The sequence below is a fragment of the Candidatus Neomarinimicrobiota bacterium genome, from assembly GCA_016784545.1.
Classification (GTDB): domain Bacteria; phylum Fidelibacterota; class UBA8477; order UBA8477; family JABMPR01; genus JABMPR01.
Map to the genome: position 1 here is coordinate 1 of JADHUM010000046.1, position 23,338 is coordinate 23,338.

Here is a 23,338-nt window from a genome sequence, read left to right on the forward strand (position 1 = left end):
AAGGAGAATAACACCCCACCCTCCTGGATGTAGCTGATATAGCAGCCGCTAAATATTTGATAATACGACAGATAAACCACCTCTTCTTGAAAAGAGAAATAGCGCCTAGAATCTCGGATTTTTAACCTTGTTTGGTGGTCGATACTGGATTCGAACCAGTGACCTCCCGGATGTGAACCGAACGCCGTAACCAGCTGAGCCAATCGACCAGGTTTTCTTTCGCGTACCCTTCGAGAACCTCAGGGAGACGCTTCTAAAAAAGTGACGAGAATATAAGTGGAGCATATGCTCCCTCAAATGTCTATCAGAGAAGTTCTACCCAGGCGGTTCTGATCATCTCTATAGCCAGAGCTACCAGTAAGAGACCCATAACTCGGCTCATTATCACCAGCCCCTGTTCTCCCAGAATATTTTTGATATGGCGTGCGTAGTACATGGCCAGCCAATAAATGACCAGGTTGACCAACATGGCCGCCAGTGGTATCCAATATCCATATTTTGATACCAGAATAATGATTGCTGTGATAGCACCAGGACCAGCTATGAGAGGGGTTGCCATTGGAATGACTATATCTTTGGAGTAGTCCTTGTCATCCCCAAGGGTGATATCCAAGACATACAACAGCCCTAACATAAGCAGGATAAGACCACCACCGACCTGGAATGAAAACATTGAAATGCTGAAAAAATTCAGAACCCCCTCACCTACAAACACAAAGATGGTTAGCAAAATGAGAGAAACAAGAGTCGCCCGGTGAGCGCTGCGTTTTGAACGAGCTTCTGAATAATCTTTGGTCAATGTCATAAAAACAGGGAGACCGCCAAAAGGATCCATTATGACCAGCAAGGTTACAAAAGCATGCATAAAAGCATTAAAATCCAGGGTCATTTCTTAGCCTCCCAGGCAGTTCTGATGGCATCTACAGCCAATTTTATCATTAATGTGGGGATCCTGGTTTGCATATAGGCTTCTCCCAGGCGGTGAAGTAAAACAAAGTTCAATTGTGAGTTCGCCACCTTTTTATCCATTCGGGTGGCCTGTTCGATGGCATCTGGATTTAATGCTTCCAGTGAGAGCTCCATGGGGATTTTTACCAACATGGTTGAAAGCTTTTCCCAATCGTTCTTAGAGAGATCTCCGACTTGATTGGAAAGCCATCCAGCGCCGTACATGCCCAGAATGACAGCTTCCCCATGTCGGACGACACCATATCCCAGAGTGGTTTCAATGGCATGTCCCAGGGTATGTCCAAAATTCAGAATGCGTCTTAAATCAGCTTCCTTTTCATCAGCTTCGACCACTTCAGCTTTCAGCTCGCAACTTCGGGCGATGGCTTGAATGAGGATGTCACTGGACTCAGCCGCCAGACATGCATCCATATGATCTACCAGGAAGGCCAGATAACTAGTGTCGCGAATAACACCCATCTTAAACATTTCTGCAAATCCTGAAATTCGATCACGTCGCTCCAGGGAATCCAGCGTTTTCACATCCATAATGACGAGATCAGGTTGATAAAAGCTACCGATGAGGTTTTTACCGCTGCTATGATTGACGCCTGTCTTGCCACCAACAGCAGCATCTACCATAGACAGTAAAGTCGTGGGGATATGAACCAGCTTGACCCCTCGATAGAGGATACTGGCTACAAAGCCCCCCAGATCAGTAACCACACCACCTCCCAGGGTTAGAATGGTGCCAGAACGTTCCATGCCCTGTGAAATCAAAGCGGATATAACCTGCTCCGCCGAAGCCAGGGTTTTGTACTCCTCACCTTCAGGGATCAAGATGGTTCGAGTAACAAATCCAGCCTGATTTAGCGCTTCTCGGATACTGCCTCCATAGAGATCATTCACTGTGGCATTGCTAATAATGCCTATAGGGCCCGAGGCACCAACACTGGAGATGAGTTCTGCGACTTGATCAAGCAGATTCTGGCCCACATGGATCTCATAAGACCCTGTCTCATGGGTGATTTTAAGGATGGATGATTTAGACATGTATGGTTTCTAGCTTCTCCAGAATCTCACTGGCGATAATTTCAGGTGAACGTTTTCCTGTACTGATATGGAGTGATGCTGCTTCGGCATAGCCAACTCGGCGACTATCCAGTATTTCCTGCAATTTTTTAATGGTATCTTTGCACTCATTTAACAGAGGACGATGATCTGAATGTTCCAGTCGAGCAGCAGCCTCTTCAGGAGATACATCCAGCCAGATGGTAAAATGATCTTTTAGATATTCCACGTTTTCTGGTCTGGTAACAATGCCACCACCACAAGGTATGATGGCCTTATTCAAAGCAGCGCTTTCCATGAGTACTTGAGATTCATAGTCACGAAAGCCATCTTCGCCCCGTTCTTCAAAAATGGTGGGGATATCGTTTCCAGCAAATTTTTCAATTTCATGATCAATATCCAGCAATTGCCATTGAAGGACATCAGCCAGAATTTTGCCGATGGTACTCTTGCCCGCCCCCATTAATCCAATCAGGTATATCTTCCCCATTCCTCGAGGGGAAGACATCATTTGACACCTGTTGCTGCAATATGGCGCTTTACTTGTTCTAAGGAATCTCCACCAAATTTTTCTAGAATAGCATCAGTAAGTACCAGTGCCATCATGGCTTCACCAATGACCGAGGCGGCTGGGACAGCACAGGCATCGGTTCTCTCCTTATGAGCCATTCCTGGTTCGCGGGTTTTGATATCTACTGATCGCAAGGGTTTTGCCAGGGTGGGGATGGGTTTCATGGTCACTTGAAGCTGAATCAGCTCACCATTTGACATGCCACCCTCTATGCCCCCGGCATGATTGGTGGCTCTGCAAATATGATTGTCTTCTTTTATGATTTCATCATGAACCTGAGATCCAGTGGCCTCAGCGACATTCAGCCCATCACCTATGCTCACCGATTTCATGGCATTAATGGACATCATGGCAGCTGCCAGACGGGCATCAAGTTTGCGATCCCAATGGGTATAAGATCCCAGACCAGGCGGAAGTCCCGCTGCCAGAACTTCAAAAATACCTCCAATGGAATCACCATTTTTGCGGGTCACATCAATATGCTTGATCATGGCTTCAGCAGCATTTTTATCCATGCATCTTACATCTGAAGCATCGGCAACTGCATTTAATTCAGCGTCCAATTGATCCGGCTTTACCTCTGATTTAATGGGTCCGATCTGAATGACGTGACTGAATATCTCTATACCCAATTCCTTTAAAAACGAACGGCATACTGCACCCAGTGCAACACGCATGGCTGTTTCACGGGCTGAGGAGCGCTCCAGAACATTTCGAATATCGGTAAATCCAAATTTTTGAGTTCCTGCCAGATCAGCATGACCTGGTCGGGGCAGGGTCACCTCAGGAACTGGATTCAATGGTGCTTCATGTGACATTCTGTCCTGTTTCCAGTTTTGCCAATCCCGATTCTGAATCCAGAGGGCGATGGGAGATCCCAGTGTATAACCATGACGCAAACCACTCAGAATCTCGGCATGATCTTTCTCTATGGTCATGCGACCCCCGCGCCCATGACCCATCTGCCGACGAGCCAGATCTGTTGCAATAAGGCTTTCGGAAAGGGGGACGCCTGCAGGAAAACCTTCCAGGATACCGGACAACCCCTTGCCGTGTGACTCACCTGCTGTTAAAAATTTTAGCTGTTGTAACATTTTATTTCGATTCGATTCATTTATGGGGTACTATTAAATTTGTCTTCGCGAGAAGGTCGTAGACCGACGCGGCGATCTCGGTCCGTCCGTTCACCAAGAATTTGGAGATTGCCACGGTCGATACTCTCCCTCGCAAAGACGAAATAGAGACAATTTCCTGGGGAAATATAATCATTATTCAAATTTCCGCTTGAAGCCGGTAATCTTGTTGTGAACCGCTTCTCTCATCTCATTCATCTTTATCCGGCTCCAATCCTGTGGACCAAACCAGACATCTACTGAGGCCATGGCCTGGTAGAGATACATATCCAAGCCTGATACGGTTTGACAATCTGAAAATATTGCCTCTGAGAGCAGGCGTGTATTCAAGGGGTTGAAAATGGTATCAACTACAACATCAATGGATTCCAGAAGGTCTCCATCCAGAGGACTCTCATTCTGCTTGGGTTTCATCCCAATTGGCGTACAATTGACCAGGCAATAGGCTTCTTCAATGGGTTTCACTGCGCTCTCATTCCAGGCGCAACCTACCAATTTCATTCCTTCTGTAGATTTGCCCATATCCTTAATCAGTGTTTTTGCTCTGGATGGATCCCTGGCAATAATGGTGGTTAAGCCCACACCGATGCGGGCTAAACCAAAGGTAATAGCACGTGCAGCGCCACCACTCCCCAGAACGACTACTTTTTTTCCAGCCAGGTCAACACCAGCAGCTTCAAGGGATTTCACAAAGCCGTACCAGTCTGTATTATATCCCGTGAGTTTCCCCGCATGGCGTCTCACGCAATTCACGGCACCGATTGGAGCTGTTCGATCATTTACATTATCCAGGAAGGGTATGATATCCTCTTTGTGGGGGATGGTCACATTAAATCCATCCAACTTCCTGGCAGACGGGAGGCTCACCCAGCGTTCCAGATCGCCATGGACAACCTTGATCTTTTTATACTCAGCTTCCAAACCGAGTTGTTCATATATCCATCCGTGCATAAAATCACTGACGCTTTGTCTGAGAGGATCACCTATAACTGCAAATTTCACATTAATCTCCTGATTCGTGTGCTCAACAATCTCGTTCTGAGATATTAAACCAATAAGCCCCGTAGTTCATCAAAGAAACCGGGATACGAAATATCTACACAATCTGGGTTATCCAGAGTGGCCGGAAGCTTGCTGATCAATCCTGCAATACCCAGCGTCATGGCAATCCGATGATCATCATAGGTTTTGACCTTGCCCCCCTTGAGCGGTGTGGGTCCTTCTACATGAAATCCATCGGGACGTTCAAATATTTTGGCTCCCCAGGCACTTAAATTGGATACAATTGCCGCAATTCGATCAGATTCCTTGACCCGCAATTCTTCTGCCCCCACCACCACAGTTTCACCCTGGGCCTGTGTCGCCAGAAGTGCTATGAGGGGCAATTCATCAATCAGATTGGGGATTTGCTCCGGATAGATGTGGATGCCTTTTAATTTTGATGCTCGAATTCGCAAATCTGCTACAGCCTCGCCGCTTTGCTTCGTTTTGTTGGCAACTGTGATTTTTCCACCCATTTCCTTGACGGCTGTAAGAAAGGCCGTACGGGTTGGATTGATGCCAACTCCCCTGAGAATCAGATCTGATTTTGGTACCAGGAGGGCAGCAGCAATAAAAAAGGCAGCAGCAGAAAAGTCACCTGGCACCACAAAATCGATGGGCTCAAGGGGTTTTGTCAGCTGAGAAACAGTCACTTCCCGGCCCTTGACTTTGATTCGTGCACCCATGGCCTTCAGCATTTGCTCCGTATGATCCCGGCTAAAAGCTGGAGATTTGACCGTGGTCTGTCCTTTGGCGTGCAGTCCTGCCAAAAGGATGGCTGATTTGACCTGTGCACTGGCATATGGTAATTGATAATCCAGAGCCCACAAATCCCGTCCACTGAGCATGATGGGGAAATATTTTCTCTTGTTGGCTGATATGTTGGCGCCCATTTGCTGGAGCGGTCTGAACACTCGATCCATGGGTCGTTTGCTGAGAGATTGATCCCCTGAAAATTGAACATGGATGGGATGTGCGGCTAAGAGACCCATCATCAATCTGGCTGTGGTTCCTGAATTACCACAATCAAGTCCAAGTTCAGGTTGCTTGAATGGACGCAGTCCACCCCCCTGGACATGGACCACACCATGCTTTTCTTCGATATGAATACCACAATTTATCAGGGCGCGGCGTGTGGTAGCGACATCAGCCCCGGGATTCAGGTTCTCAAGGCGACTAAGGCCATCACTCAGTGCTGTGAACATGAGTGCCCGATGGCTTATTGATTTGTCACCAGGTAGCCTAATTTCTCCAAGCAAAGCCATGGGTGACTCCTTCTGAGGGATCAGTCCAGTTTTTTTCCAACTGCTTCAGCAACCAGTCTGATTCGATCTACCAGATCTTTGAAATCAGCCGGGACCAATTGCTGGGGTCCATCGCTGAGAGCAACTTCAGGGTTGGGATGAACTTCAACCATGACGCCCTGGGCTCCTGCAGCTACTCCAGCTAAAGATAGGGGTAGTACCTTTGATCGTTTTCCTGCGGCATGACTGGGATCAACCACCACTGGAAGATGGGTCAGACGTTGAAAGGCCGGAATGGCGCTCACATCCAGAGTATTTCTGGTGTGATCCACGAAGGTCCGGATACCTCGTTCACACAACACCAGCTTTTCATTTCCTTCATTTAAAATGTATTCAGCAGCCAGAATGGTTTCTTTCACCGTCGCTGACATTCCACGCTTCAAAAAGATGGGCATCCCTGTTCGAGCCGCTGCTTTAATGAGGGTAAAGTTCTGCATATTGCGGGTTCCGATCTGGAGCATGTCGGTATGCTGAGCAGTCACATCAAGATTTTCAGTGTCTGTCACCTCGGTGACGGTAGGCAGTCCCACTTCTTCTCCGACCTGCTTCAGAATTTTGAGCCCTTCAACACCCATACCCTGGAAAGAATATGGAGAGGTTCTCGGTTTGAATGCGCCCCCCCTGAGGAAATGACCGCCGGCTGCTTTCACAGCCTCACCCACTGTTTTGGTTTGCTCATAGGACTCGATGGAGCATGGACCAGCAATGATTGATACATTGGAACCACCAATAACCGTACCGCCAACATTCACAATGGTATCCTGTGGTTGCCATTCCCGGGAGGCCAACTTATAGGGCGTACTTATTTCAATCACATCTGAAACTTCAGGTAAGGCCTGGAGGTGTTGTTTCCCACGCAAGGGTTTGGTTCCCATGACCCCCACGATCGTACGGGTTTCACCTGGTGCGGGTCTGGGGACATAGCCCAATTTTTCAATTTCCTGCTGGACTCTATCGATAGCTTCCTGGGAAGCATTTACATTCATTATGACAATCATCGTTTTCTATCCTTTAATACTGGCTTATAAGGTTTCTAATCTGTTATGTAATTGCAACTTAAATCGATGTTCCTGTTCGTTCTACAACCAGAAACAGCGTCTTATTATCTTTCAGGTCTTGAATCCCGAATTGGTTCACACTCAACTCATATAACTCAGCCGCCCGGGCAGGGGCAATAACGGCAGTGGTATCTGAATATTCTCCCATATGCAGCTTTCTGGCGGCTTCAGCAGTATCCTCTGCTTCGATATGAGGAACCTTTGCAAAATTCTCCTTCAAAAACCGTGAACATTGCTTGAGTGCCTGTGGATGTGATCGCACTTCTGTGATCTCTTTCTGGTCAACACCCCGCTTGGTAATAAGACATTGGTTTACCTGGATGTGAAACATGGAGCGTACCTTGCATCGAGCTTTCGCCAACGCATGAATACTCTCATGAACCACACCTCCTCTCGCATTTTCCATGGCAATTATTCCACGGTCTATTTCATATGTATACAGGCTTTCCATGACATTACGACTTGTGAGGCAAGCCTTGGTTTCGATGTCGCCCAGGTTTTCCTCCTGTATATAATTACGGGCGGCTTCCTCAGAAAAACTGCCGGGAATACCTTGATAACCAATTACCTCAGGTGGAGAGTCTGGACGATATACCCGTGCCTTAACCGCATGAACTGATCTTGAGAAATCGGTGAGCATTTGTGGTGTGAAGGGATTATAAAACTGTAAATCATGGAAGAGTTCTTCTGTATCCTGACAGGTTTGCTCCACCACATGATGAACCTGCCTGAATCCATGTGTATCTACGGCAGTCGGTTGGATATTCATGCCCTTCATGACACGACCTACAAAGTGAGTGATGCCCTGTGAGCGAGCTGCGAGTCTGTCATGATCCTCGACTTCCAGATCAATGAGTCGACAACCCCAGGATTCAAACACACTGCGCCAGGTATTTTCCAATTCATTATGTATTCGGGTGGGACAAAATACCATCCTCAGATCGCGATCACGCTTGTAGGAATCCGGACCAAACATTGGGTGGGTATTCAGTATCTGCACTTCCACTGGTAATTCTTTAACCATCCAGTCTCGTATGCGGGTTTTCACAGAGGCTACATCAATAATCACCTGGCCAGATCTGCTCAGAGGAGATATTTCCTTGAGTAAACTCTCCATCCGACTGATGGGAACAGCCAAAAATACAGTTTCCTGCTGCATGACAGTCTCAAGATCTGCCCAGGGATAGCCTGAGGATTGAGCCAGCTCAGAGAGATCGCGCTCATCGGTAATGATGGGCTGATAATCACTGCTCAACAGGTCGGCAAGCAGGGCTCCAAAGCGTCCGAAGCCGATTATCCCTACCTTTTGTTTATTCTGCACCACTGTGTTTATCCCTTTTTCTCAATTTTCAAAATTCCCTTTTTCAGTCTCATTGCTATCTAGCGACACTCGATATCGACTCGTGTCTTGTCAAAGGCCACACTCGACTTCGCTTTCTGCTACGTCGGGGTTATTATCAAGCTACTCTTGAAATGGTCTCGTGCTCTGTCAAATGCCATAACCGGCTTCGCTTTCTGCTACGCCGGGGTTATTATCAAGCTACGCTTGAAATGGTCTCGTGCTCTGTCAAATGCCATACCCGGCTTCGCTTTCAGCTATGCCGGGGTTATTATCAAGCTACGCTTGATAATAAAAAAAAACCCCCGCCAATTGACGAGGGTGAAAATGTTCAAAAATACAAATTTAAACCATCACCCTGATCGCATAAAAAAGTAATATGATGCTTGCCATTTCATTTCGTGGTGAATATAGACCTGAGTATTGCGCATGCAAAGATTTTGAAATGCTATTTCCGTATTCTTCGTTTGAAAACTCAAACTAGCGAATGAGGGACACCTTTTGGCTTCGCAACTGATCATCAGCCCTGAGAACAATCATATAGATTCCTGACTCCAAGGCCTGCCCTGACTCATCCAGCCCGTTCCATGAAATATTGTGAGCACCAGCCTGAATCTGATTTTCGAAAAGGGATCGCACCAGCTTTCCTCTGATGTCATAGACCCTTATCAACACTTTATGATTCAATCCCACTTCGAAATGGATGGTTGTTGAAGGGTTAAATGGATTGGGTGTATTGGCGAAAAGTGTAGGGGCGTTGGGATTGTGAACTTGATTTTCGCCTAAAGTGCTTGCGCTCGCATCCTTTATCGCCCTGACTGAGTATTTCATAATTTTGTACCAATCCAGGCTGCTGCTTGCGGCACTGTTATAAGCAAGATATCTCTCCGTTGCCCTCTCTACACTCGTCTCTGTAGATGTCCAAAAAACTGCATAGTCATGAATTAGCCTGAATTGGTGAGGACTATCATGTGCATCGTATTCTCCCCCAGGGAGTGCAGTGAATCCACTGGCATTGTCAGCGCCTGTGTTGAAACGACTCCAGTTGTCCATACCGGCTTGTTTAAGTTTTCCTCCAGCTACGGCTGCTCCGCCCAGGTAATTTTCGAGAACTCCCCACTCAGCGTCACTGGGTATATGCCAACCCTCAGGACAAATACCTTGGGCTTCTTCTACTGGGGAGCCACCCATGGCAGCATCCCAGGTGTAGAGTCTCCCATAGATATTTGCATTGGTCTCACTGTTGTTGTAGGCTACTACTTCAGGTATTTCACTCCCATCACTATAGTGAAGTGACTTTAAATTCTCTTGAAGCCATACCTGAGTACCGATCACGATGCTCTGGTATTGATTCCCATCGAAGTCCAGAACCACCTCTTGAGCAAAGCCAGGATTGTCTGGCACAAGAACTGCCAATAAGATTGTCTCCACGAACAACATTCTGAGTGTCATGATTTGTTCCCTCTTTTCAGGGCAATCTGCATCAGGTGGGTTTGGTTAACCCTATTGAATCGACGAAAGGGCGATTGAGTACTCTGATGGTAAAATGCAAAGTTTAGAGGTCCAAAATCCCCGTTTTGATCTCAAGGCTTGACGTTCCTATATTGCATCCGAAATTAACATGATGAGAAAATCCATACGATCAGCCCAAGTTGCGGGAATGTTTTATCCTGCTAACCCCGACGAATTAAGGGGTCAAATCTCAGGCTTCATCCATGAAAAACCAAACGAAACGACAGGGGTTCCCAAGGCGCTCATTGTTCCTCATGCTGGTACTGTCTATTCAGGTTCAATTGCTGCGGTTGCATATCGTACACTACTCCAATACAGACATGTCATCCGCAAAGTGATACTTCTTGGACCGGCCCACCGAGTTTATCTACATGGATTAGCACTTCCAGGCGTAGAGCAGTTCCAAACGCCCCTGGGCAACATCAACCTGGATACGAAAACCATTCAGAAACTGGTCGATAATTTCCATCAAATCACTTTTTCCGATGCGGCTCATGCTGAAGAGCACTCCCTTGAAGTCCAGCTTCCCTTCCTACAGGAAGTTCTGGCCAGTTTTCGGCTAATACCATTTGTAGTTGGAGATGCCACACAACAGGAGGTCGCTGATGTGATCGAACATCTCTGGGGTGGTGATGAGTGTCTCATTATCATTTCCACCGATTTGAGTCATTTTCACAACTACGAGGAAGCGGTCAAAATTGACGAGGCCAGCGCTGAGCTGATTGAATCATTTCAGGGAGATCGGCTGGGAGACAATTCTGCCTGTGGTCGCATCCCCCTGCGTGGCTTGCTCCATCTGGCTCAGCAGAAGGGAATGTCCATTAAACGTCTTGATCTTCGAAACTCCGGTGATACATCTGGTCGCAGAGACCAGGTTGTGGGATATGGTGCCTGGGGACTATTTGAGCTTTAAGCCTAAAAGGAAATGTTATGAAACACTTTCAAATGATATTGATCCTCCTGCTCCTGACAGCCCACTCCCTTACAGCTCAACCTACCACCCCTTTTGAGAAAGGTGTTAATCTAAGCAACTGGTTTCAGGAGAGCTCAATTCAGGAAGTCCAATTTTCACGATATACCTATGATGATTTTGTGGATATTCAAAGCCTTGGTGTAGATGTGATTCGCCTCCCGGTCAATTTTCATGGGATGAGTAGTGGGGACCCAGATTATATCGTTGATCCCATCCTGCTTGATTTTTTGGATCAAATCATTGATTGGACGGAGGTTTTAGGTCTGCATCTCATTCTGGATAATCATAGTTTTGATTCAGGTGGCGCCACAACACCCGCCATTAATCAACCTTTATCATTGATCTGGCCACAACTCGCAGCACATTTCCTGGATAGGGACTCGACCCTTTATTTCGAGATCAAAAATGAGCCCTGGGGCATTACGGATTTTATCTGGGATACCATTCAGCAAAATATTGTGAACATCATTCGACAAACTGACTCAAGCCGTACACTTATCGTAGGGCCCTCTAGCTGGAACAGCTACAATAATCTGGACGAAATGATGAACTATAGTGATGACAATCTCATCTATACCTTTCATTTTTACGATCCCTTTATTTTTACTCACCAAGGGGCTAGTTGGACAGATCCATCCATGGAGCCGCTCACTGGAGTACCCTTCCCCTATGGGGCCTCAGCCATGCCTGCCTGCCCATCATCACTGGTGGGAACCTGGATTCAGAGCAATATGGCGAGTTACTCCACAGTGGGTACAGTTGCACACATGAGAAGCCTTATTGATATTGCCGTTGCGTTTAGCACATCCAGGGATGTCCCAATTTATTGTGGTGAATTTGGAGTTCTCAATCACAACTCTGACCCGGATCAACGGGTTGAATGGTATAGAGCAGTGACTCATTATCTGGACTCACTGAATATTGGCTGGACCATGTGGGATTACCATGGAGGCTTTGGGCTGTTTGAGAGATACAGTAGCGGATTATTCGATCATGATTTGAACATACCGCTCCTGGAGGCCATGGGATTCAATACACCGCCCCAGACAGATTTCGTTACTCGGGCTGACTCTGTGGGGTTTTATATTTATGATGATTTTATTGGTCAGAAGATTCTCTCAGATTTTAACACTGAGGGCATTGTTACCCTATACACTTCCGATGATCCGAAAGTGGGTAGTTATCATCTTAGCTGGTCTCTGGCAACGCAATACGAAAGAATCGGCTTCAATTTTCTACCAGACCGGGATCTTTCCAGATTATTGGATGAAGACTATATCCTCACTTTCTGGGCAAAGGGACTTGGATCTGCAGTTGAATTTGATGTTCGTTTTCTCGATTCTAAAACTGATGTTCCAGGAGATCACCCCTGGCGTATGACCAAAACCATATCAACCACAGATCTTGATTGGGACGGCCATTGGCAGTATGTCCAGACTCCCCTTTCCAGTATGATTGAAACTGGATCCTGGGATGAAGCCTGGCATGAGCCTGTTGGTCTTTTTGATTGGTCAGATATTGATGTCCTGGAATTTGTGGCAGAGTATAGTGATTTCGGGGCCAGTGAATTGTCTTTAGATGAAATTCGTATCGTGAATCAGACCACTGCGGGATTGATTGGAAGCAATAAGTATCCTTCATCATTCAGTTTATCGCAAAACTTTCCGAATCCCTTTAATCCGAGCACGACTATCAAATATTCCCTTACTGAAAGTGCATTCACACGACTAAATATCTATGATCTGAGTGGACGAGTGGTAGAGACTCTGGTTTCAGAGAAAACAGAAACTGGTACTTACTCAGTCAAATGGGATGTGAGTGGGAGCTTTGTGGAAGCAGGTATCTACTTCGCAAAAATTGAAAATGGCGTTGATAGCGAAGTTATAAAAATGCTCCTGTTAAAATAATTCAGTTGCCAATACAATGACCGAAATCCTTTTTACAAAATCTGAGCAACTCCAGCTTTTAGCACTTGCCAGAGATTCCATACAGCACGGTTTGGATCATGGAAAATCGATACCAGTAGATGTTGCATCATTCTCACTTGCCCTGCAAGAACCGGGGGCTGCCTTTGTTACTCTCGAAAAGCAGGGTCAATTGCGTGGTTGTATAGGCAGTGTGGAGGCATATCGGCCTCTGGTGGAAGATGTCGCCGAACATGCCTGGAACGCTGCTTTTCAGGATCACAGGTTTAGACCGCTTACCTCAACAGAATTTCTACACCTGCATATTTCCGTGCTAACTCAACCTGAAGCAATGATTATCGACTCTGAGGAAGATCTGAAACATCAGCTTGTACCTGGCAAAGATGGCCTAATCATTAGAGATGGGCATCACCGTGGTTTATTTCTACCAGCAGTTTGGGATAAACTTCCAGATGTAGATTCATTTCTGTCACATCTCAAGCAGAAGGCGGGTCTCCCCAGGGATTATTGGTCAGATTCAATATCTTGCCAGAAATTCCATAGTTTTGAGTTTAGTGAAGAGGATGAATAGGCACTCACCTCAGCGGCCTATGTAGATATCCTATGAATATCCAACACCCCCAGTTTAGTACCAGGCAAGCCGATGGGCGCCTTCAATGCACGCTGTGCCCCAGATTCTGCAAGCTATCCGATGACCAGCGAGGGTTGTGCTTTGTCCGAAAACGTCAGGGCAACCGGATTGAATTAACCACTTATGGTCGCTCCAGCGGTTTCGTCATTGATCCCATTGAGAAAAAGCCACTCAATCATTTTTACCCTGGTAGTTCAGTCCTCTCCTTTGGAACGGCAGGCTGTAATCTGAGTTGCAAGTTTTGTCAAAACTGGGATATGAGTAAATCTCGAGAAATGGATATTCTCCAGTCACCTGCCACCCCTGAAGCCATCGCTCAGGCAGCTCTAGACCACAATTGTCATAGTGTGGCTTTCACCTATAATGATCCAGTCATTTTTTATGAATACGCTGTGGATACAGCAATAGCCTGTCATGAGAGAGGTGTCAAGACAGTCGCTGTAACTGCCGGCTATATCAATGAAACCGCTCGTGAAGGGTTTTTTCAACATTTGGATGCTGTGAATGTGGACCTTAAGGGTTTTAGTGAATCATTCTATCATGAGCTTTGCTCCGGTTCTTTGCAACCAGTCCTTGATACCCTTGAATATCTTGTTCAACAGACTTCAGTATGGACTGAAATCACCACATTACTCATTCCCGGTGAAAATGATTCAGAAATAGAGTTGGCTGCCATGACGCGCTGGATAGCTGATCACCTTGGTCCTGACGTCCCGCTGCATTTTTCAGCTTTTCATCCTGATTACAAATTGATGAATCATCCACCTACGACTCACCAATCTCTGCTCAAAGCCAAACGAATCGCTCAGGGGAATGGTCTCAATTATGTTTATCTGGGGAATGCCCATGATCCTGAAAATGCATCTACCTCCTGCTCATCCTGTAGCAACAACTTAATTGGTCGTACGGCCTACACGATTACGGCGTGGCACCTTGATGCAAAGGGGCGTTGTGATTCATGCAGGCAAAGCCTGCCTGGTATTCTTGAGTCAACCCATGGAACCTGGGGGAATCGCTATGAGCGGATACGGATATAGTCCAAGCAAACAGCTTAACTCCTATTGTTTACAACGAAGTAAATGAAAAGAATGAATAGTCCTATGTAGATTCGTGATCTTCGTCAGACTTGTCCATGGAAACCCATAGGGTGTAGATAGATTCGTGGTGAGAGTAAAATAAATAAACGTTTGGGCTTTATCCGCATGGCACATGGCCAAATCTTTGAGGCTACCTTTAGAGGGAGTTGTCCCCTATACCCTATACCCTATACCCTATACCCTATACCCTATACCAAAAAAAAGGAGGCTGCCCTTTTGAGACAGCCTCCTTTTTTCTATTTATGTAAATCTGCGCTAATTAATCGCAGCAAAAGTCTCTTTCTCTTCTTGAACAGCACTGGCGAATTCAATGTCATCACCCTGGTGATACAAAATTCCAGACTTCCTGCCAAACTTAACCGCCTTGTCATAGTCCAGCATGAAGACATCACCGCGACCGCGCCAGCGTTTATTCATGGTATCTTCAACCTGCATGGGTACTACCACCCAGACCTTGTCACCATATTTAATATCACCACCATATCCATATCGGGTGATTAACTCGCGACTCAAGGCCAGGACGCCAGGAAAAATTTCTTTGTTACTGGCTGTAATATTTGGTGTATCATCTGTCTGTCCAACGAGTGCATTATAGGCAGTAAATACCAGCGGATGTCCTTCTGTGAAGAGATCCAGTGCGGCTGCCATTTCGACCATATAGGTATTCAGTGAATCCTTTATCATTGATTCATGGGCAAGAATATTTTTTATTTCTGTACTGTGTTTTGCTTCACGATTCACATGAAATGCCCAGAATACGAGCAAGATCAGTGTGTAAGCAATTATATGTCTGTATTTCATTTGTCCTCTTTGGAGTCTCTCGGTTTTCAAAATATTATGTAAGTTGGATTTTTTCATAGGCTTATTGTCTTTCGGCCGGCATTATAGACGGCTCCAATTGGGTCAACAAGCGCTAAATGACAATCTTTCTCACCATTATTTTTAAAGTTGATAAATGTCACAAAGTTTCATTTTTGCATGCTAAATATGGCTTTAAATTATTATTTATTATGATATTATATATCTTCGCAATAATCAGTAACTACCTCTATAGTGACTCTTTTTCCTCGTTTGATCAAAAATTTCTTCGTTTTATAGGGGAATATTAACCTTTTTGGGATGCTCCACGGGGTAGGCGACAAACCCAGGCATTCTCGCCTATGAATGATTGGGACATTTTTGTTTGGATGATATCCTGAATCATTATACTACCTTTGAAATCTGAAAACATCGATTAGGAATAATTATGAAAGCTTATGTCCTCAATAAAGTTGGTAGTGCTAACGTTCTAAAAATTTCAACTGTGGCTTCAAGGACACCTCGTGTACTTGAAGTTCAGGTGCAGATTGAAACCATTGGTTTGAATTATGCCGAGATCCAGAGTCGCAAGGGACTCTACGGTTGGGCTCCCAAGCGTCCCTACATTCCTGGTATGGAAGCCTATGGCAAAATTACAGCCCTGGGAGAAGGCGTATCCCATCTTCAGGTTGGAACCCCTGTCATCGTCGTTGGACAATTTGGGTGCTATGCCGAGGAGGTGGTGGTTTCTGTTAACCAAATACTACCAGCTTTTGAAAATTTCAGTCCTATAGAAAATGCAGCCTTTGCTGTTCAATTTATGACGGCCTGGGTGGCACTGTTCGAAATCTGCAGGATAAGAGCGACTGATCGTGTATTAATTCAAGCTGCTGCAGGTGGGGTTGGTACAGCGGCTGTGCAATTGGCAAAAGCGCTGGGTTGTGAAGTTTTTGGCACTGCCAGCAAGGATAGTAAGCTGGATCTGATGCGCAAGCTGGGTGTAGACCACCCTATTAATTACCACACTGATGATTTTGCCGCGTTCATTCGTGACAAAACCGGTGGCCAGGGTGTGGATGTCATTCTCGAAGTTGTGGGGGGTGAGGTATTCCGTAAAAGCATGGATGTGCTAAATCCATTCGGTAGACTCGTGGTAATTGGATTCGCCAGTTTGAATCTAAATAAATTGAATCCCTTTTCCTGGTGGAAAACCTGGCAGGACATTCCACGTGTAAAAATTGATGCCATGGCCACAGCATCCCAGGTGGTGGGAGCCAGTCATCTTGGCTATCTCCTGAATGACACTGAACGTATGATGAAAATCTGGACCGCTCTGAGCTTATTTACGCTTCAGCATGGACTCAAACCCGTTGTAGGACACGAATTCAAGTTTGAAGAGATGGCTGATGCCCACAGACTGATGGAATCTCGCAATAGCCATGGGAAAATTGTGGTACACATATAAAATAATCAACATTCATATCATTTGACCGTCAGCTCGAGCGGAGTCGAGAGATAAGCGCTCGGTTTATACCAGAATTGATATCCCTCGACTCCGCTCGGGATGACGAAACACGTAATTTGTATTAACTGTAATAGCTACGCTATACAATGTTAGAAGCATAGCACTAAAAATTCTGATTATATTCCATCATGAACTTTTCTCAAATCTTATTTCAAAATGTAGCCGATGCTCACAAGAGTTGTGTGGGTATTCTCGGAGGTGGAGGAAAGACGGCTCTGCTCCATGTGCTTGGTAATGAACTCTCAAAAACCTATGATCATGTCATACTTTCCTCGCTTACCAAAGCTGGCATCTCATCACAGCACGGGGTCCACTTCTTTCCTGAATTTGAAGCCGAAACAAGTCGAGAAGCTTTACTGGAGATTAATCCCCTGTATATCATGGGTGGCCAGGAAAGTGAACATAAACTCATCGGCCTTGAACCGGACCAATTACAAGTATTGCATGAGGCTTCTGACCTAACCCTATTTGAGTGTGATGGAGCAAGGAAAAAGCCAATTAAGGCCCATCAGCCCTTTGATCCTGTTATCCCCCATTTTGCAACCCATGCCATTATCGTGGTTGGAGCTGATGCTGTGGGTGCCCGAGTGGATGGAAAAATGGTGCATCGACCTGAATTATTCAGAGAACTCTGGGATGTCAATGCCAACCAGATACTTGATCCCATCTTTATTGCACGCGTCCTCACCAGCGAATATGGATATCTCCAAAAAGTACCAAAAGACATCAACTTGACCTATTTTGTGAATAAGGCTGATGCCTATCCAGATCAAGCGTTTGAGTTGGCAAAAACACTTTCAAGATTGAGTCATGATTCTGTTTTTTACGGAAGTATTGAGCAGGGTAACATTCAAAAGGTCAATTAATGCTTAATCTGGCAATGATTATTACGGCTGCTGGCCGCTCCACACGCTTTCCCCCGAACAAGCTCCTTGAAGTTCTGGAAGACCGCACTGCTGTCGAGCATACCATAAACACCTTTATTGATTTTGACCTGGATGTATATGTCATTCTCGGCTATCAGAGTGAACAGATCCAGGAGGTTCTGGACCAACGCTTCGATGACAAAATCATTTACGAATTTAATACCAACTTTCATTCCGGCCTGGCCAGCTCTGTCGTTACTGGAGTGAAAGCAGCAGGACGGACCTACGATTACTGGTGTTTTTGTCCTGGCGACAAACCCTTTATCCAACGCAAGACTGTGGATATGCTGATTCAGATGTTGAATGAGAAGAAACCTCTCATTCTTGCTCCCCGCTATCAAAACAAACCAGGACATCCCACCTTTTTTTCTACTGAGCTGGCACCGTTTTTTATGGCAGCAACTGGTGATGTAGGAGGTCGACAAATCATAGAAACGTTTCGTTCTGACACGCTGTTTGTGGATGTGTCTGATGAAGGAGTCAGTATGGATATGGATTATTACCTGGAGTATGAAAATGCTAGATAATGAACTTGTGTGGGTCAGGGGAGCAGGTGAATTAGGCAGTGGCGTCGCCCATCTGTTACATCGAGTTGGGTTACATGTATTCCTGTCAGATGTATCTCCACCCCTGGCGATTCGGCGACCCGTCACATTCAGTTGTGCGCTGGTAGATGGAAGCACCGAGGTTGAGGGCGTAAAGGCCAAAAAGGCTCAATCTTTAAAACTTAACATGTCCAAGACCTGGAAGCACATTCCCATCTTTGAGGACGATTCCGAAGCATTGGTTGCTCTTCAGCCCAGCATCGTCATTGATGCACGCATGCAAAAAAAATATACCAAAGATTTCAGGACATGGGCAGACCTGGTCATTGGGTTAGGGCCAGGATTTGAGGTTGATAAAAATTGCCATCGGGCCATCGAAACCATGCGGGGACACAATCTGGGTCGCATTATCTCTGAAGGCTCACCTCTGGCAGACACAGGCATCCCTGGAAATATTGGCGGGGAAACCACACGACGACTAGTTCTGGCTACCCGAAGTGGTCAGATAAAGTGGTCTACCCAGTTTGGAGAGATGGTGACCAAAGGACAGCAAATTGCTTTGATCAACAACGATAAGCCCGTTTGGGCCCCTCTTGATGGCATGGTACGTGGAATGATTTCAGAACATACGCCAGTGATCAAAGGTATGAAAATTGGTGATATTGATCCTCGGGGTGACTCCGTCCAGTATCAGCAAATCTCAGAAAAAGCACGCGTTATAGCTGCTGGAGTACTTGAAACAATCATCTTGCACCACAATTCCAAACGGAATGATTAAGTCTCTCCTTAAGCAATGGCGTTCCCATGGGGAAGAGAGAAGTGCAATGCTCTGCTCCGTTGTTCAGTGGCAAGGCTCAGTCCCCCGCAAAGACTATCCCATGATGCTAGTGCTGGATGACGGCACACTACTCGGGACCATCGGTGGTGGATCCATGGAGCTGAAAGTCAGCCGGGCTGCCCTGGAAATGATGCCCCAGGCTGCATCAACACTGTTTGATTTTGACATGACCGGGAATGATGTCGACGCTGATGTAGGGCTATGCGGTGGCACTTTGAAAGTTCTGGTGGAGCCCTTCTCGCCTGAGCTGGAAACTTTTTATACTGATATGCTCCAACAGTCCGCTCAAAATCAGAAACTTATGATCAAGCTCCATATAAGTGGACACTCACCAACTCAAGTCCATAGACAAATTGTGACCTCTCGGAAAGATATTAATGAAATAGATGTTGACCTGAAACAGCAGCTAAGAAAATTATTTGAAAATCAGCTGACCCGACCTCTCATCCATAACCAAGCCCTCTATCTCATGTGGCAGGTATTTTCTCCACCAATGCTTCACATCTTCGGAGCGGGACATGTTGGGCAAGCCGTCGCTCAATTGGCACATTTCAATGAGCTCCAGGTCAAGGTTTATGATGATCGTACAGAACTGATAACTGCCGAGCGATTCCCTTATGCAGAAAGGCTTCAAACAGAGCTCCCCATAAATCGGGAAGCCATTTCCCACATTCCAAAGCGAGATTTTATCCTCATTGCCAGTCGTGAACATAAACACGACCGCCAGCTTTTATCTCATGCTCTCGAGATTTCGGTTCGCTATATCGGGTTAGTGAGTAGTGCGCGTAAATGGAAGCTCTTATCGGAGAATTTGCATTCTAAGGGCTTTGCACTGGAAGAATTGGCAAAAGTACATGCACCAGTTGGTCTAGCTATAGATGCTCAGACGGTACCCGAGATCGCCATCAGCATCTTATCTGAAATTATCTCCGTTTATAGGAGCAACCTGGCTTGAGTGATTTGCTTATAAAAAATGGTCAGGTTATTGGAGTCAAAAACCAGGAAATTCAAGATATTCTTATCCAGGATGAACTCATTATCTCCATTTCTTCTCAAATCCATCCACCAGAGAACTGTGAAATAATTGATGCTAATGGCAAGTGGATCTTTCCCGGTGTCATTGATCCTCATACACACATGGGGATCCCCATCAAAAATAGCCATTCTGCAGACACATTCGCCTCAGGAAGCCGTTCGGCCCTTCACGGAGGGGTTACCACCATTCTGGACTTTAGCGTCCTAGAATCGGGACAGTCATTGACAGAAAGCCTCAACACCCGTATTGAGCTGGCAGGTGCGTCCCTCTGCGATGTGGGTATTCATGTCAACATCACTCGATTCGAACCGGAACTTCTGGGTGAGATTCCAGAATTGATAGCCAGAGGGTTCAACAGTTTTAAAGTATTCACTACCTATGCTGAAGCAGACATGATGCTCAACTACGATCAAATTGAATCTGTGGCTGCAATTATTGCTCAGCACCAGGGCGTTCTCATGGTTCATTCAGAGGACAATGATGTCATTCGACGTGCATCAGATCCTTTAACCCATGGGAATGAAACCCATCCCCGCTATCATGGCCTGAGCCGCCCGGCTGAAGCAGAGCTGGTTGCCATAGGTCGACTTGGGGAAATTTCCGCTCGCACCAATTGCACCATTTATATTGTCCACTTGAATACGGCTGCAGGCCTGGCCAAGGCAGCTGAATATCCTTTGTTAAAAGTAGAGACCTGTCCCCACTACCTGTTGCTCTCAGATAAGATGTATGAAAGGCCCGATGGGCAGATGTTTGTGTCCAGTCCGCCCCTGCGTTCTCAGACAGACTGTGACGCATTGTGGCTGGGTCTCCAGAAGGGTCAGGTTCATACTATTGGTTCTGACCACTGCCCCTTTTGTCTCGCAGACAAGCCACAAGGAACTCCCTTTCAGGACATTCCCAATGGGATGGGCGGTGTGGAAACACTTTTTCCAATCCTGTTGGCGCAATTCATGGAGCGACAGCTTGATCTGGAGTTGCTGGTTCGTCTTACCAGCAGAAATCCTGCTGAGATTTTTGGTCTTGATCACCTCAAGGGGAGTATCAAAGCAGGTCTCCATGCTGATCTACTCATTGTCGACCCCTGGTCAATCACGGAGAATTGGGAATCCCGGTTGGACACATCTCTGGATTGGAATGCCTATGCTGGTCTTCCGGCTCTGTTTCCTGAAACGGTTATCAGACGGGGAGAAATAGTGGCAAGCAAAACCTTACAAGGCAATATTTCCAGGGGAAGATTGCTGATATCAGATCAATAGATTTTCTGGTTCTCTGCGGTATGAGTAATATAATTTTTCACCCCTGCCAATACGAACTCCCATTTGAATTTTAGCGGGTTCTGAGACCCCAGCCAGCTCATTGAAGCGTATCCTGAGATCATCCATCTCAGGATACTCCTGTAAAACCTGGCTAACGGGGTGGATCACGAAATCCAGCTCATCGGCTGCAAGTTGAAATCTCACATAATCAACACCCGTTTTGATCCAGTCTGACAGGGTATTGGTCTGAGTCTTAAACAGGACTATTCCTTTGGCCGTGTAGATTTTATTACGATAGGATTTTAAAAAGGCGTTGATGGCAGTTGATTTATGCCAGCTCGCTTCATTGTCTTCATTCACAATAAACTCCATAATGGAGAGCAAAAGCCCTTTCGTGCCATCAGTACGTAAATTGATACCATCTCGCTTGGTCTCAATTTTTTTCTGACTGCTCCTAAACCATATTCGGGATTCATCGTAGGTCACATGTGTGTTTGCCTCCACCACCATGCCTTCATAGAGAATATCCACCATTTCATTTAAGACTTCAGGCTCAGAATAGAAACTGATTTCTGTATGTTTTGCTGAAGTCAACTCGGCTATGGAGTTGAACTCTGAAGAGGACATCAGTTCTCCTTCATAGAGTGCTCGGTTGGTCTGACGTGAATAGATTGAGTCGGAAAGTGGAAGTGATTGCATGTCAACCGCTGCAGTCACCTCAATGGAAGCAACGGGTTTCAGTCCAGCCTCTTCAAGTGAGTAATCTCCCTCTGGCAACAGCTCATATTCCGCCAGAAGGCCCAGGGTAGATGCACCGAGACGCAAGGTTTCCAGAAAACACCCACAACCGATATGGATTTGTCGGGCTGGAGGGTCAGTTGCTTGCAAAAGTCGGGTTTCATCAACATAGAAAAGGGCTTCAAGGTCAGAAATAATCTTGAATTTCCAGGCCTGTGAGTTGTGTGGGTTGGGGGCATTCATACCGATTGAGATTGCTTTGACAATGGCTTGTTTAAAATCGTCAGGATTGGGACGGCGAGTTCCTGCCAATATTTGCTCAGATTTGCTACCAGCCAGAATAGTGCCTGGGAATAGCATACTTGCGCTGATTACGGTACCCGTTTGGATGATAAATTCTCTTCGCTTCATTCACATATCCTTCTATTCATTGCCTGCTTAAGTGAGAAACACCATTTTCCAGTACCAGAGTCGGCACATACTCTGATCGCCTGGCTAATTCATCAACTCGTCAGAAATAACCCCACGCCGATAGCCCCTCGAACAATTGAAATATTTGCCACAAAGAGATAAAACCAGTTTAACTCAGGAAACCACATATAGACAATCGCCATTGCGACAGCGATGACAATACTTTGAGCACTATCGGTTTTATGGACGAGAGACAGTTCTCTCTCATCGGCGTCGTGTTTCATTTGAACGGCAATAAGTGCAAGCCCAAAGGGAATGAACCCGATGGCGACACCTATTATTCCAAATTTCACACAACAATAGTAGGTTAGAAATCCACTGAAAAATTGGACACTGAACAAGAGTAAATAATTCCCTCGAAATTTCATTTCTCATCCCTCCTGGCAAAAAATATTGCCTCCACATTGGTTCCAAAGAAAGCGGCAATCTTCAGCGCGGAAAGCACAGAAGGCACAAATTTTCCTCTTTCAATAGAATGTATCGTTTGACGACTGAGCTTTACCGCTTCTGCCAATTGTGCCTGTGTGATATCGCGTCTCGCACGCCACACTTTCAATTCATTCTCTAATTCCACATTCACCTCATTTCAAATCAAGTGC

23 protein-coding genes and 1 tRNA gene are annotated in these 23,338 nt (G+C 45.9%); 10 read left to right on the forward strand and 14 right to left on the reverse strand.

Annotated features, from left to right (window positions below):
* Nucleotides 1-132 precede the first annotated feature (132 nt).
* The 10 genes from ISR87_10910 to ISR87_10955 all read right to left on the reverse strand — a co-directional run bounded on the left by ISR87_10910 (nucleotide 133) and on the right by ISR87_10955 (nucleotide 9,917).
* A tRNA-Val gene (locus tag ISR87_10910) sits at nucleotides 133-209 on the reverse strand.
* 95 nt (nucleotides 210-304) lie between these two features.
* Entirely contained in the window at nucleotides 305-889 is a 585-nt protein-coding gene (locus tag ISR87_10915) for a MarC family protein (GenBank protein MBL7025957.1), read from the reverse strand.
* The gene (aroB, locus tag ISR87_10920) at nucleotides 886-2,001 is read right to left on the reverse strand and encodes a 3-dehydroquinate synthase (GenBank protein ID MBL7025958.1); all 1,116 of its coding nucleotides are present in this window, start codon (nucleotides 1,999-2,001) and stop codon (nucleotides 886-888) included. The genes ISR87_10915 and aroB overlap by 4 nt, the downstream gene beginning before the upstream one ends.
* The gene (locus tag ISR87_10925; GenBank protein ID MBL7025959.1) at nucleotides 1,994-2,530 is read right to left on the reverse strand and encodes a shikimate kinase; all 537 of its coding nucleotides are present in this window, start codon (nucleotides 2,528-2,530) and stop codon (nucleotides 1,994-1,996) included. The genes aroB and ISR87_10925 overlap by 8 nt, the downstream gene beginning before the upstream one ends.
* Nucleotides 2,527-3,684 carry a chorismate synthase gene (gene aroC, locus ISR87_10930; protein MBL7025960.1) on the reverse strand — a complete coding sequence of 386 codons (1,158 nt, stop codon included), beginning with the start codon at nucleotides 3,682-3,684 and terminating at the stop codon, nucleotides 2,527-2,529. Before aroC ends, ISR87_10925 begins: the two co-directional genes overlap by 4 nt.
* Before the next feature lie 174 nt (nucleotides 3,685-3,858).
* The gene (locus ISR87_10935; protein ID MBL7025961.1) at nucleotides 3,859-4,725 is read right to left on the reverse strand and encodes a shikimate dehydrogenase; all 867 of its coding nucleotides are present in this window, start codon (nucleotides 4,723-4,725) and stop codon (nucleotides 3,859-3,861) included.
* A gap of 44 nt (nucleotides 4,726-4,769) precedes the next feature.
* Complete coding sequence (gene aroA, locus ISR87_10940) at nucleotides 4,770-6,029, reverse strand: 3-phosphoshikimate 1-carboxyvinyltransferase (GenBank protein ID MBL7025962.1); 1,260 nt, start codon at nucleotides 6,027-6,029, stop codon at nucleotides 4,770-4,772.
* A gap of 20 nt (nucleotides 6,030-6,049) precedes the next feature.
* A complete protein-coding gene (gene aroF, locus ISR87_10945) occupies nucleotides 6,050-7,066 on the reverse strand; it encodes a 3-deoxy-7-phosphoheptulonate synthase (protein MBL7025963.1) in 1,017 nt (338 codons plus the stop codon).
* 58 nt (nucleotides 7,067-7,124) lie between these two features.
* Nucleotides 7,125-7,766, reverse strand: coding sequence for a prephenate dehydratase (locus ISR87_10950; GenBank protein MBL7025964.1), 642 nt, complete (start codon nucleotides 7,764-7,766; stop codon nucleotides 7,125-7,127).
* Nucleotides 7,767-8,945: 1,179 nt separating this feature from the next.
* The gene (locus ISR87_10955; protein MBL7025965.1) at nucleotides 8,946-9,917 is read right to left on the reverse strand and encodes a T9SS type A sorting domain-containing protein; all 972 of its coding nucleotides are present in this window, start codon (nucleotides 9,915-9,917) and stop codon (nucleotides 8,946-8,948) included.
* Nucleotides 9,918-10,089: 172 nt separating this feature from the next.
* Here ISR87_10955 and amrB point away from each other — a divergent pair, with 172 nt between their 5' ends.
* From amrB to amrS, 4 genes are read left to right on the forward strand one after another with little or no spacing between them, the layout of a single operon-like run.
* Nucleotides 10,090-10,890, forward strand: coding sequence for an AmmeMemoRadiSam system protein B (gene amrB, locus ISR87_10960; GenBank protein ID MBL7025966.1), 801 nt, complete (start codon nucleotides 10,090-10,092; stop codon nucleotides 10,888-10,890).
* Nucleotides 10,891-10,907: 17 nt separating this feature from the next.
* Nucleotides 10,908-12,857: a cellulase family glycosylhydrolase gene (locus ISR87_10965; GenBank protein MBL7025967.1), complete on the forward strand. Its 1,950-nt coding sequence runs from the start codon at nucleotides 10,908-10,910 to the stop codon at nucleotides 12,855-12,857.
* A gap of 16 nt (nucleotides 12,858-12,873) precedes the next feature.
* A complete protein-coding gene (amrA, locus tag ISR87_10970; protein ID MBL7025968.1) occupies nucleotides 12,874-13,446 on the forward strand; it encodes an AmmeMemoRadiSam system protein A in 573 nt (190 codons plus the stop codon).
* 32 nt (nucleotides 13,447-13,478) lie between these two features.
* Entirely contained in the window at nucleotides 13,479-14,543 is a 1,065-nt protein-coding gene (gene amrS / locus ISR87_10975; protein ID MBL7025969.1) for an AmmeMemoRadiSam system radical SAM enzyme, read from the forward strand.
* Between the two features lie 315 nt (nucleotides 14,544-14,858).
* On the opposite strand, the gene ISR87_10980 is transcribed toward amrS, so the two are convergent.
* Entirely contained in the window at nucleotides 14,859-15,404 is a 546-nt protein-coding gene (locus ISR87_10980; GenBank protein MBL7025970.1) for a hypothetical protein, read from the reverse strand.
* Between the two features lie 445 nt (nucleotides 15,405-15,849).
* Here ISR87_10980 and ISR87_10985 point away from each other — a divergent pair, with 445 nt between their 5' ends.
* The 6 genes from ISR87_10985 (at nucleotide 15,850) to ISR87_11010 (ending at nucleotide 21,530) form a co-directional block, all read left to right on the forward strand.
* On the forward strand, nucleotides 15,850-16,866 hold the full coding sequence (locus ISR87_10985; protein ID MBL7025971.1) for a zinc-binding dehydrogenase: 1,017 nt from the start codon (nucleotides 15,850-15,852) through the stop codon (nucleotides 16,864-16,866).
* A 188-nt stretch (nucleotides 16,867-17,054) separates the two neighbouring features.
* Nucleotides 17,055-17,792, forward strand: coding sequence for a putative selenium-dependent hydroxylase accessory protein YqeC (yqeC, locus tag ISR87_10990; GenBank protein ID MBL7025972.1), 738 nt, complete (start codon nucleotides 17,055-17,057; stop codon nucleotides 17,790-17,792).
* Nucleotides 17,792-18,379 carry a nucleotidyltransferase family protein gene (locus ISR87_10995; GenBank protein MBL7025973.1) on the forward strand — a complete coding sequence of 196 codons (588 nt, stop codon included), beginning with the start codon at nucleotides 17,792-17,794 and terminating at the stop codon, nucleotides 18,377-18,379. The genes yqeC and ISR87_10995 overlap by 1 nt, the downstream gene beginning before the upstream one ends.
* Nucleotides 18,369-19,175, forward strand: coding sequence for an EF2563 family selenium-dependent molybdenum hydroxylase system protein (locus ISR87_11000; protein MBL7025974.1), 807 nt, complete (start codon nucleotides 18,369-18,371; stop codon nucleotides 19,173-19,175). Before ISR87_10995 ends, ISR87_11000 begins: the two co-directional genes overlap by 11 nt.
* Nucleotides 19,176-19,221: 46 nt before the next feature.
* Complete coding sequence (locus ISR87_11005) at nucleotides 19,222-20,190, forward strand: XdhC family protein (GenBank protein MBL7025975.1); 969 nt, start codon at nucleotides 19,222-19,224, stop codon at nucleotides 20,188-20,190.
* Complete coding sequence (locus tag ISR87_11010) at nucleotides 20,187-21,530, forward strand: amidohydrolase family protein (protein ID MBL7025976.1); 1,344 nt, start codon at nucleotides 20,187-20,189, stop codon at nucleotides 21,528-21,530. The genes ISR87_11005 and ISR87_11010 overlap by 4 nt, the downstream gene beginning before the upstream one ends.
* On the opposite strand, the gene ISR87_11015 is transcribed toward ISR87_11010, so the two are convergent.
* The 3 genes from ISR87_11015 to ISR87_11025 form a co-directional block, all read right to left on the reverse strand.
* The gene (locus ISR87_11015) at nucleotides 21,519-22,679 is read right to left on the reverse strand and encodes a hypothetical protein (protein ID MBL7025977.1); all 1,161 of its coding nucleotides are present in this window, start codon (nucleotides 22,677-22,679) and stop codon (nucleotides 21,519-21,521) included. The two genes, ISR87_11010 and ISR87_11015, sit on opposite strands and share 12 nt — an antisense overlap.
* 92 nt (nucleotides 22,680-22,771) lie before the next feature.
* Complete coding sequence (locus tag ISR87_11020) at nucleotides 22,772-23,107, reverse strand: hypothetical protein (GenBank protein MBL7025978.1); 336 nt, start codon at nucleotides 23,105-23,107, stop codon at nucleotides 22,772-22,774.
* A complete protein-coding gene (locus ISR87_11025) occupies nucleotides 23,104-23,319 on the reverse strand; it encodes a helix-turn-helix transcriptional regulator (protein ID MBL7025979.1) in 216 nt (71 codons plus the stop codon). Before ISR87_11025 ends, ISR87_11020 begins: the two co-directional genes overlap by 4 nt.
* Between the last annotated feature and the right edge of the window lie 19 nt (nucleotides 23,320-23,338).

What these genes read in the sequence shown, in the direction of transcription:
- ISR87_10915 (MBL7025957.1), bottom strand. Translation starts at nt 889, where the DNA reads ATGACCCTGGATTTTAATGCTTTTATGCATGCTTTTGTAACCTTGCTG.
- aroB (MBL7025958.1), bottom strand. Translation starts at nt 2,001, where the DNA reads ATGTCTAAATCATCCATCCTTAAAATCACCCATGAGACAGGGTCTTAT.
- ISR87_10925 (MBL7025959.1), bottom strand. Translation starts at nt 2,530, where the DNA reads ATGATGTCTTCCCCTCGAGGAATGGGGAAGATATACCTGATTGGATTA.
- aroC (MBL7025960.1), bottom strand. Translation starts at nt 3,684, where the DNA reads ATGTTACAACAGCTAAAATTTTTAACAGCAGGTGAGTCACACGGCAAG.
- aroA (MBL7025962.1), bottom strand. Translation starts at nt 6,029, where the DNA reads ATGGCTTTGCTTGGAGAAATTAGGCTACCTGGTGACAAATCAATAAGC.
- aroF (MBL7025963.1), bottom strand. Translation starts at nt 7,066, where the DNA reads ATGATTGTCATAATGAATGTAAATGCTTCCCAGGAAGCTATCGATAGA.
- ISR87_10950 (MBL7025964.1), bottom strand. Translation starts at nt 7,766, where the DNA reads ATGCTCACCGATTTCTCAAGATCAGTTCATGCGGTTAAGGCACGGGTA.
- ISR87_10955 (MBL7025965.1), bottom strand. Translation starts at nt 9,917, where the DNA reads ATGACACTCAGAATGTTGTTCGTGGAGACAATCTTATTGGCAGTTCTT.
- amrB (MBL7025966.1), top strand. Translation starts at nt 10,090, where the DNA reads ATGAGAAAATCCATACGATCAGCCCAAGTTGCGGGAATGTTTTATCCT.
- ISR87_10965 (MBL7025967.1), top strand. Translation starts at nt 10,908, where the DNA reads ATGAAACACTTTCAAATGATATTGATCCTCCTGCTCCTGACAGCCCAC.
- amrA (MBL7025968.1), top strand. Translation starts at nt 12,874, where the DNA reads ATGACCGAAATCCTTTTTACAAAATCTGAGCAACTCCAGCTTTTAGCA.
- amrS (MBL7025969.1), top strand. Translation starts at nt 13,479, where the DNA reads ATGAATATCCAACACCCCCAGTTTAGTACCAGGCAAGCCGATGGGCGC.
- ISR87_10980 (MBL7025970.1), bottom strand. Translation starts at nt 15,404, where the DNA reads ATGAAATACAGACATATAATTGCTTACACACTGATCTTGCTCGTATTC.
- ISR87_10985 (MBL7025971.1), top strand. Translation starts at nt 15,850, where the DNA reads ATGAAAGCTTATGTCCTCAATAAAGTTGGTAGTGCTAACGTTCTAAAA.
- yqeC (MBL7025972.1), top strand. Translation starts at nt 17,055, where the DNA reads ATGAACTTTTCTCAAATCTTATTTCAAAATGTAGCCGATGCTCACAAG.
- ISR87_10995 (MBL7025973.1), top strand. Translation starts at nt 17,792, where the DNA reads ATGCTTAATCTGGCAATGATTATTACGGCTGCTGGCCGCTCCACACGC.
- ISR87_11000 (MBL7025974.1), top strand. Translation starts at nt 18,369, where the DNA reads ATGCTAGATAATGAACTTGTGTGGGTCAGGGGAGCAGGTGAATTAGGC.
- ISR87_11005 (MBL7025975.1), top strand. Translation starts at nt 19,222, where the DNA reads ATGCTCTGCTCCGTTGTTCAGTGGCAAGGCTCAGTCCCCCGCAAAGAC.
- ISR87_11015 (MBL7025977.1), bottom strand. Translation starts at nt 22,679, where the DNA reads ATGAAGCGAAGAGAATTTATCATCCAAACGGGTACCGTAATCAGCGCA.
- ISR87_11020 (MBL7025978.1), bottom strand. Translation starts at nt 23,107, where the DNA reads ATGAAATTTCGAGGGAATTATTTACTCTTGTTCAGTGTCCAATTTTTC.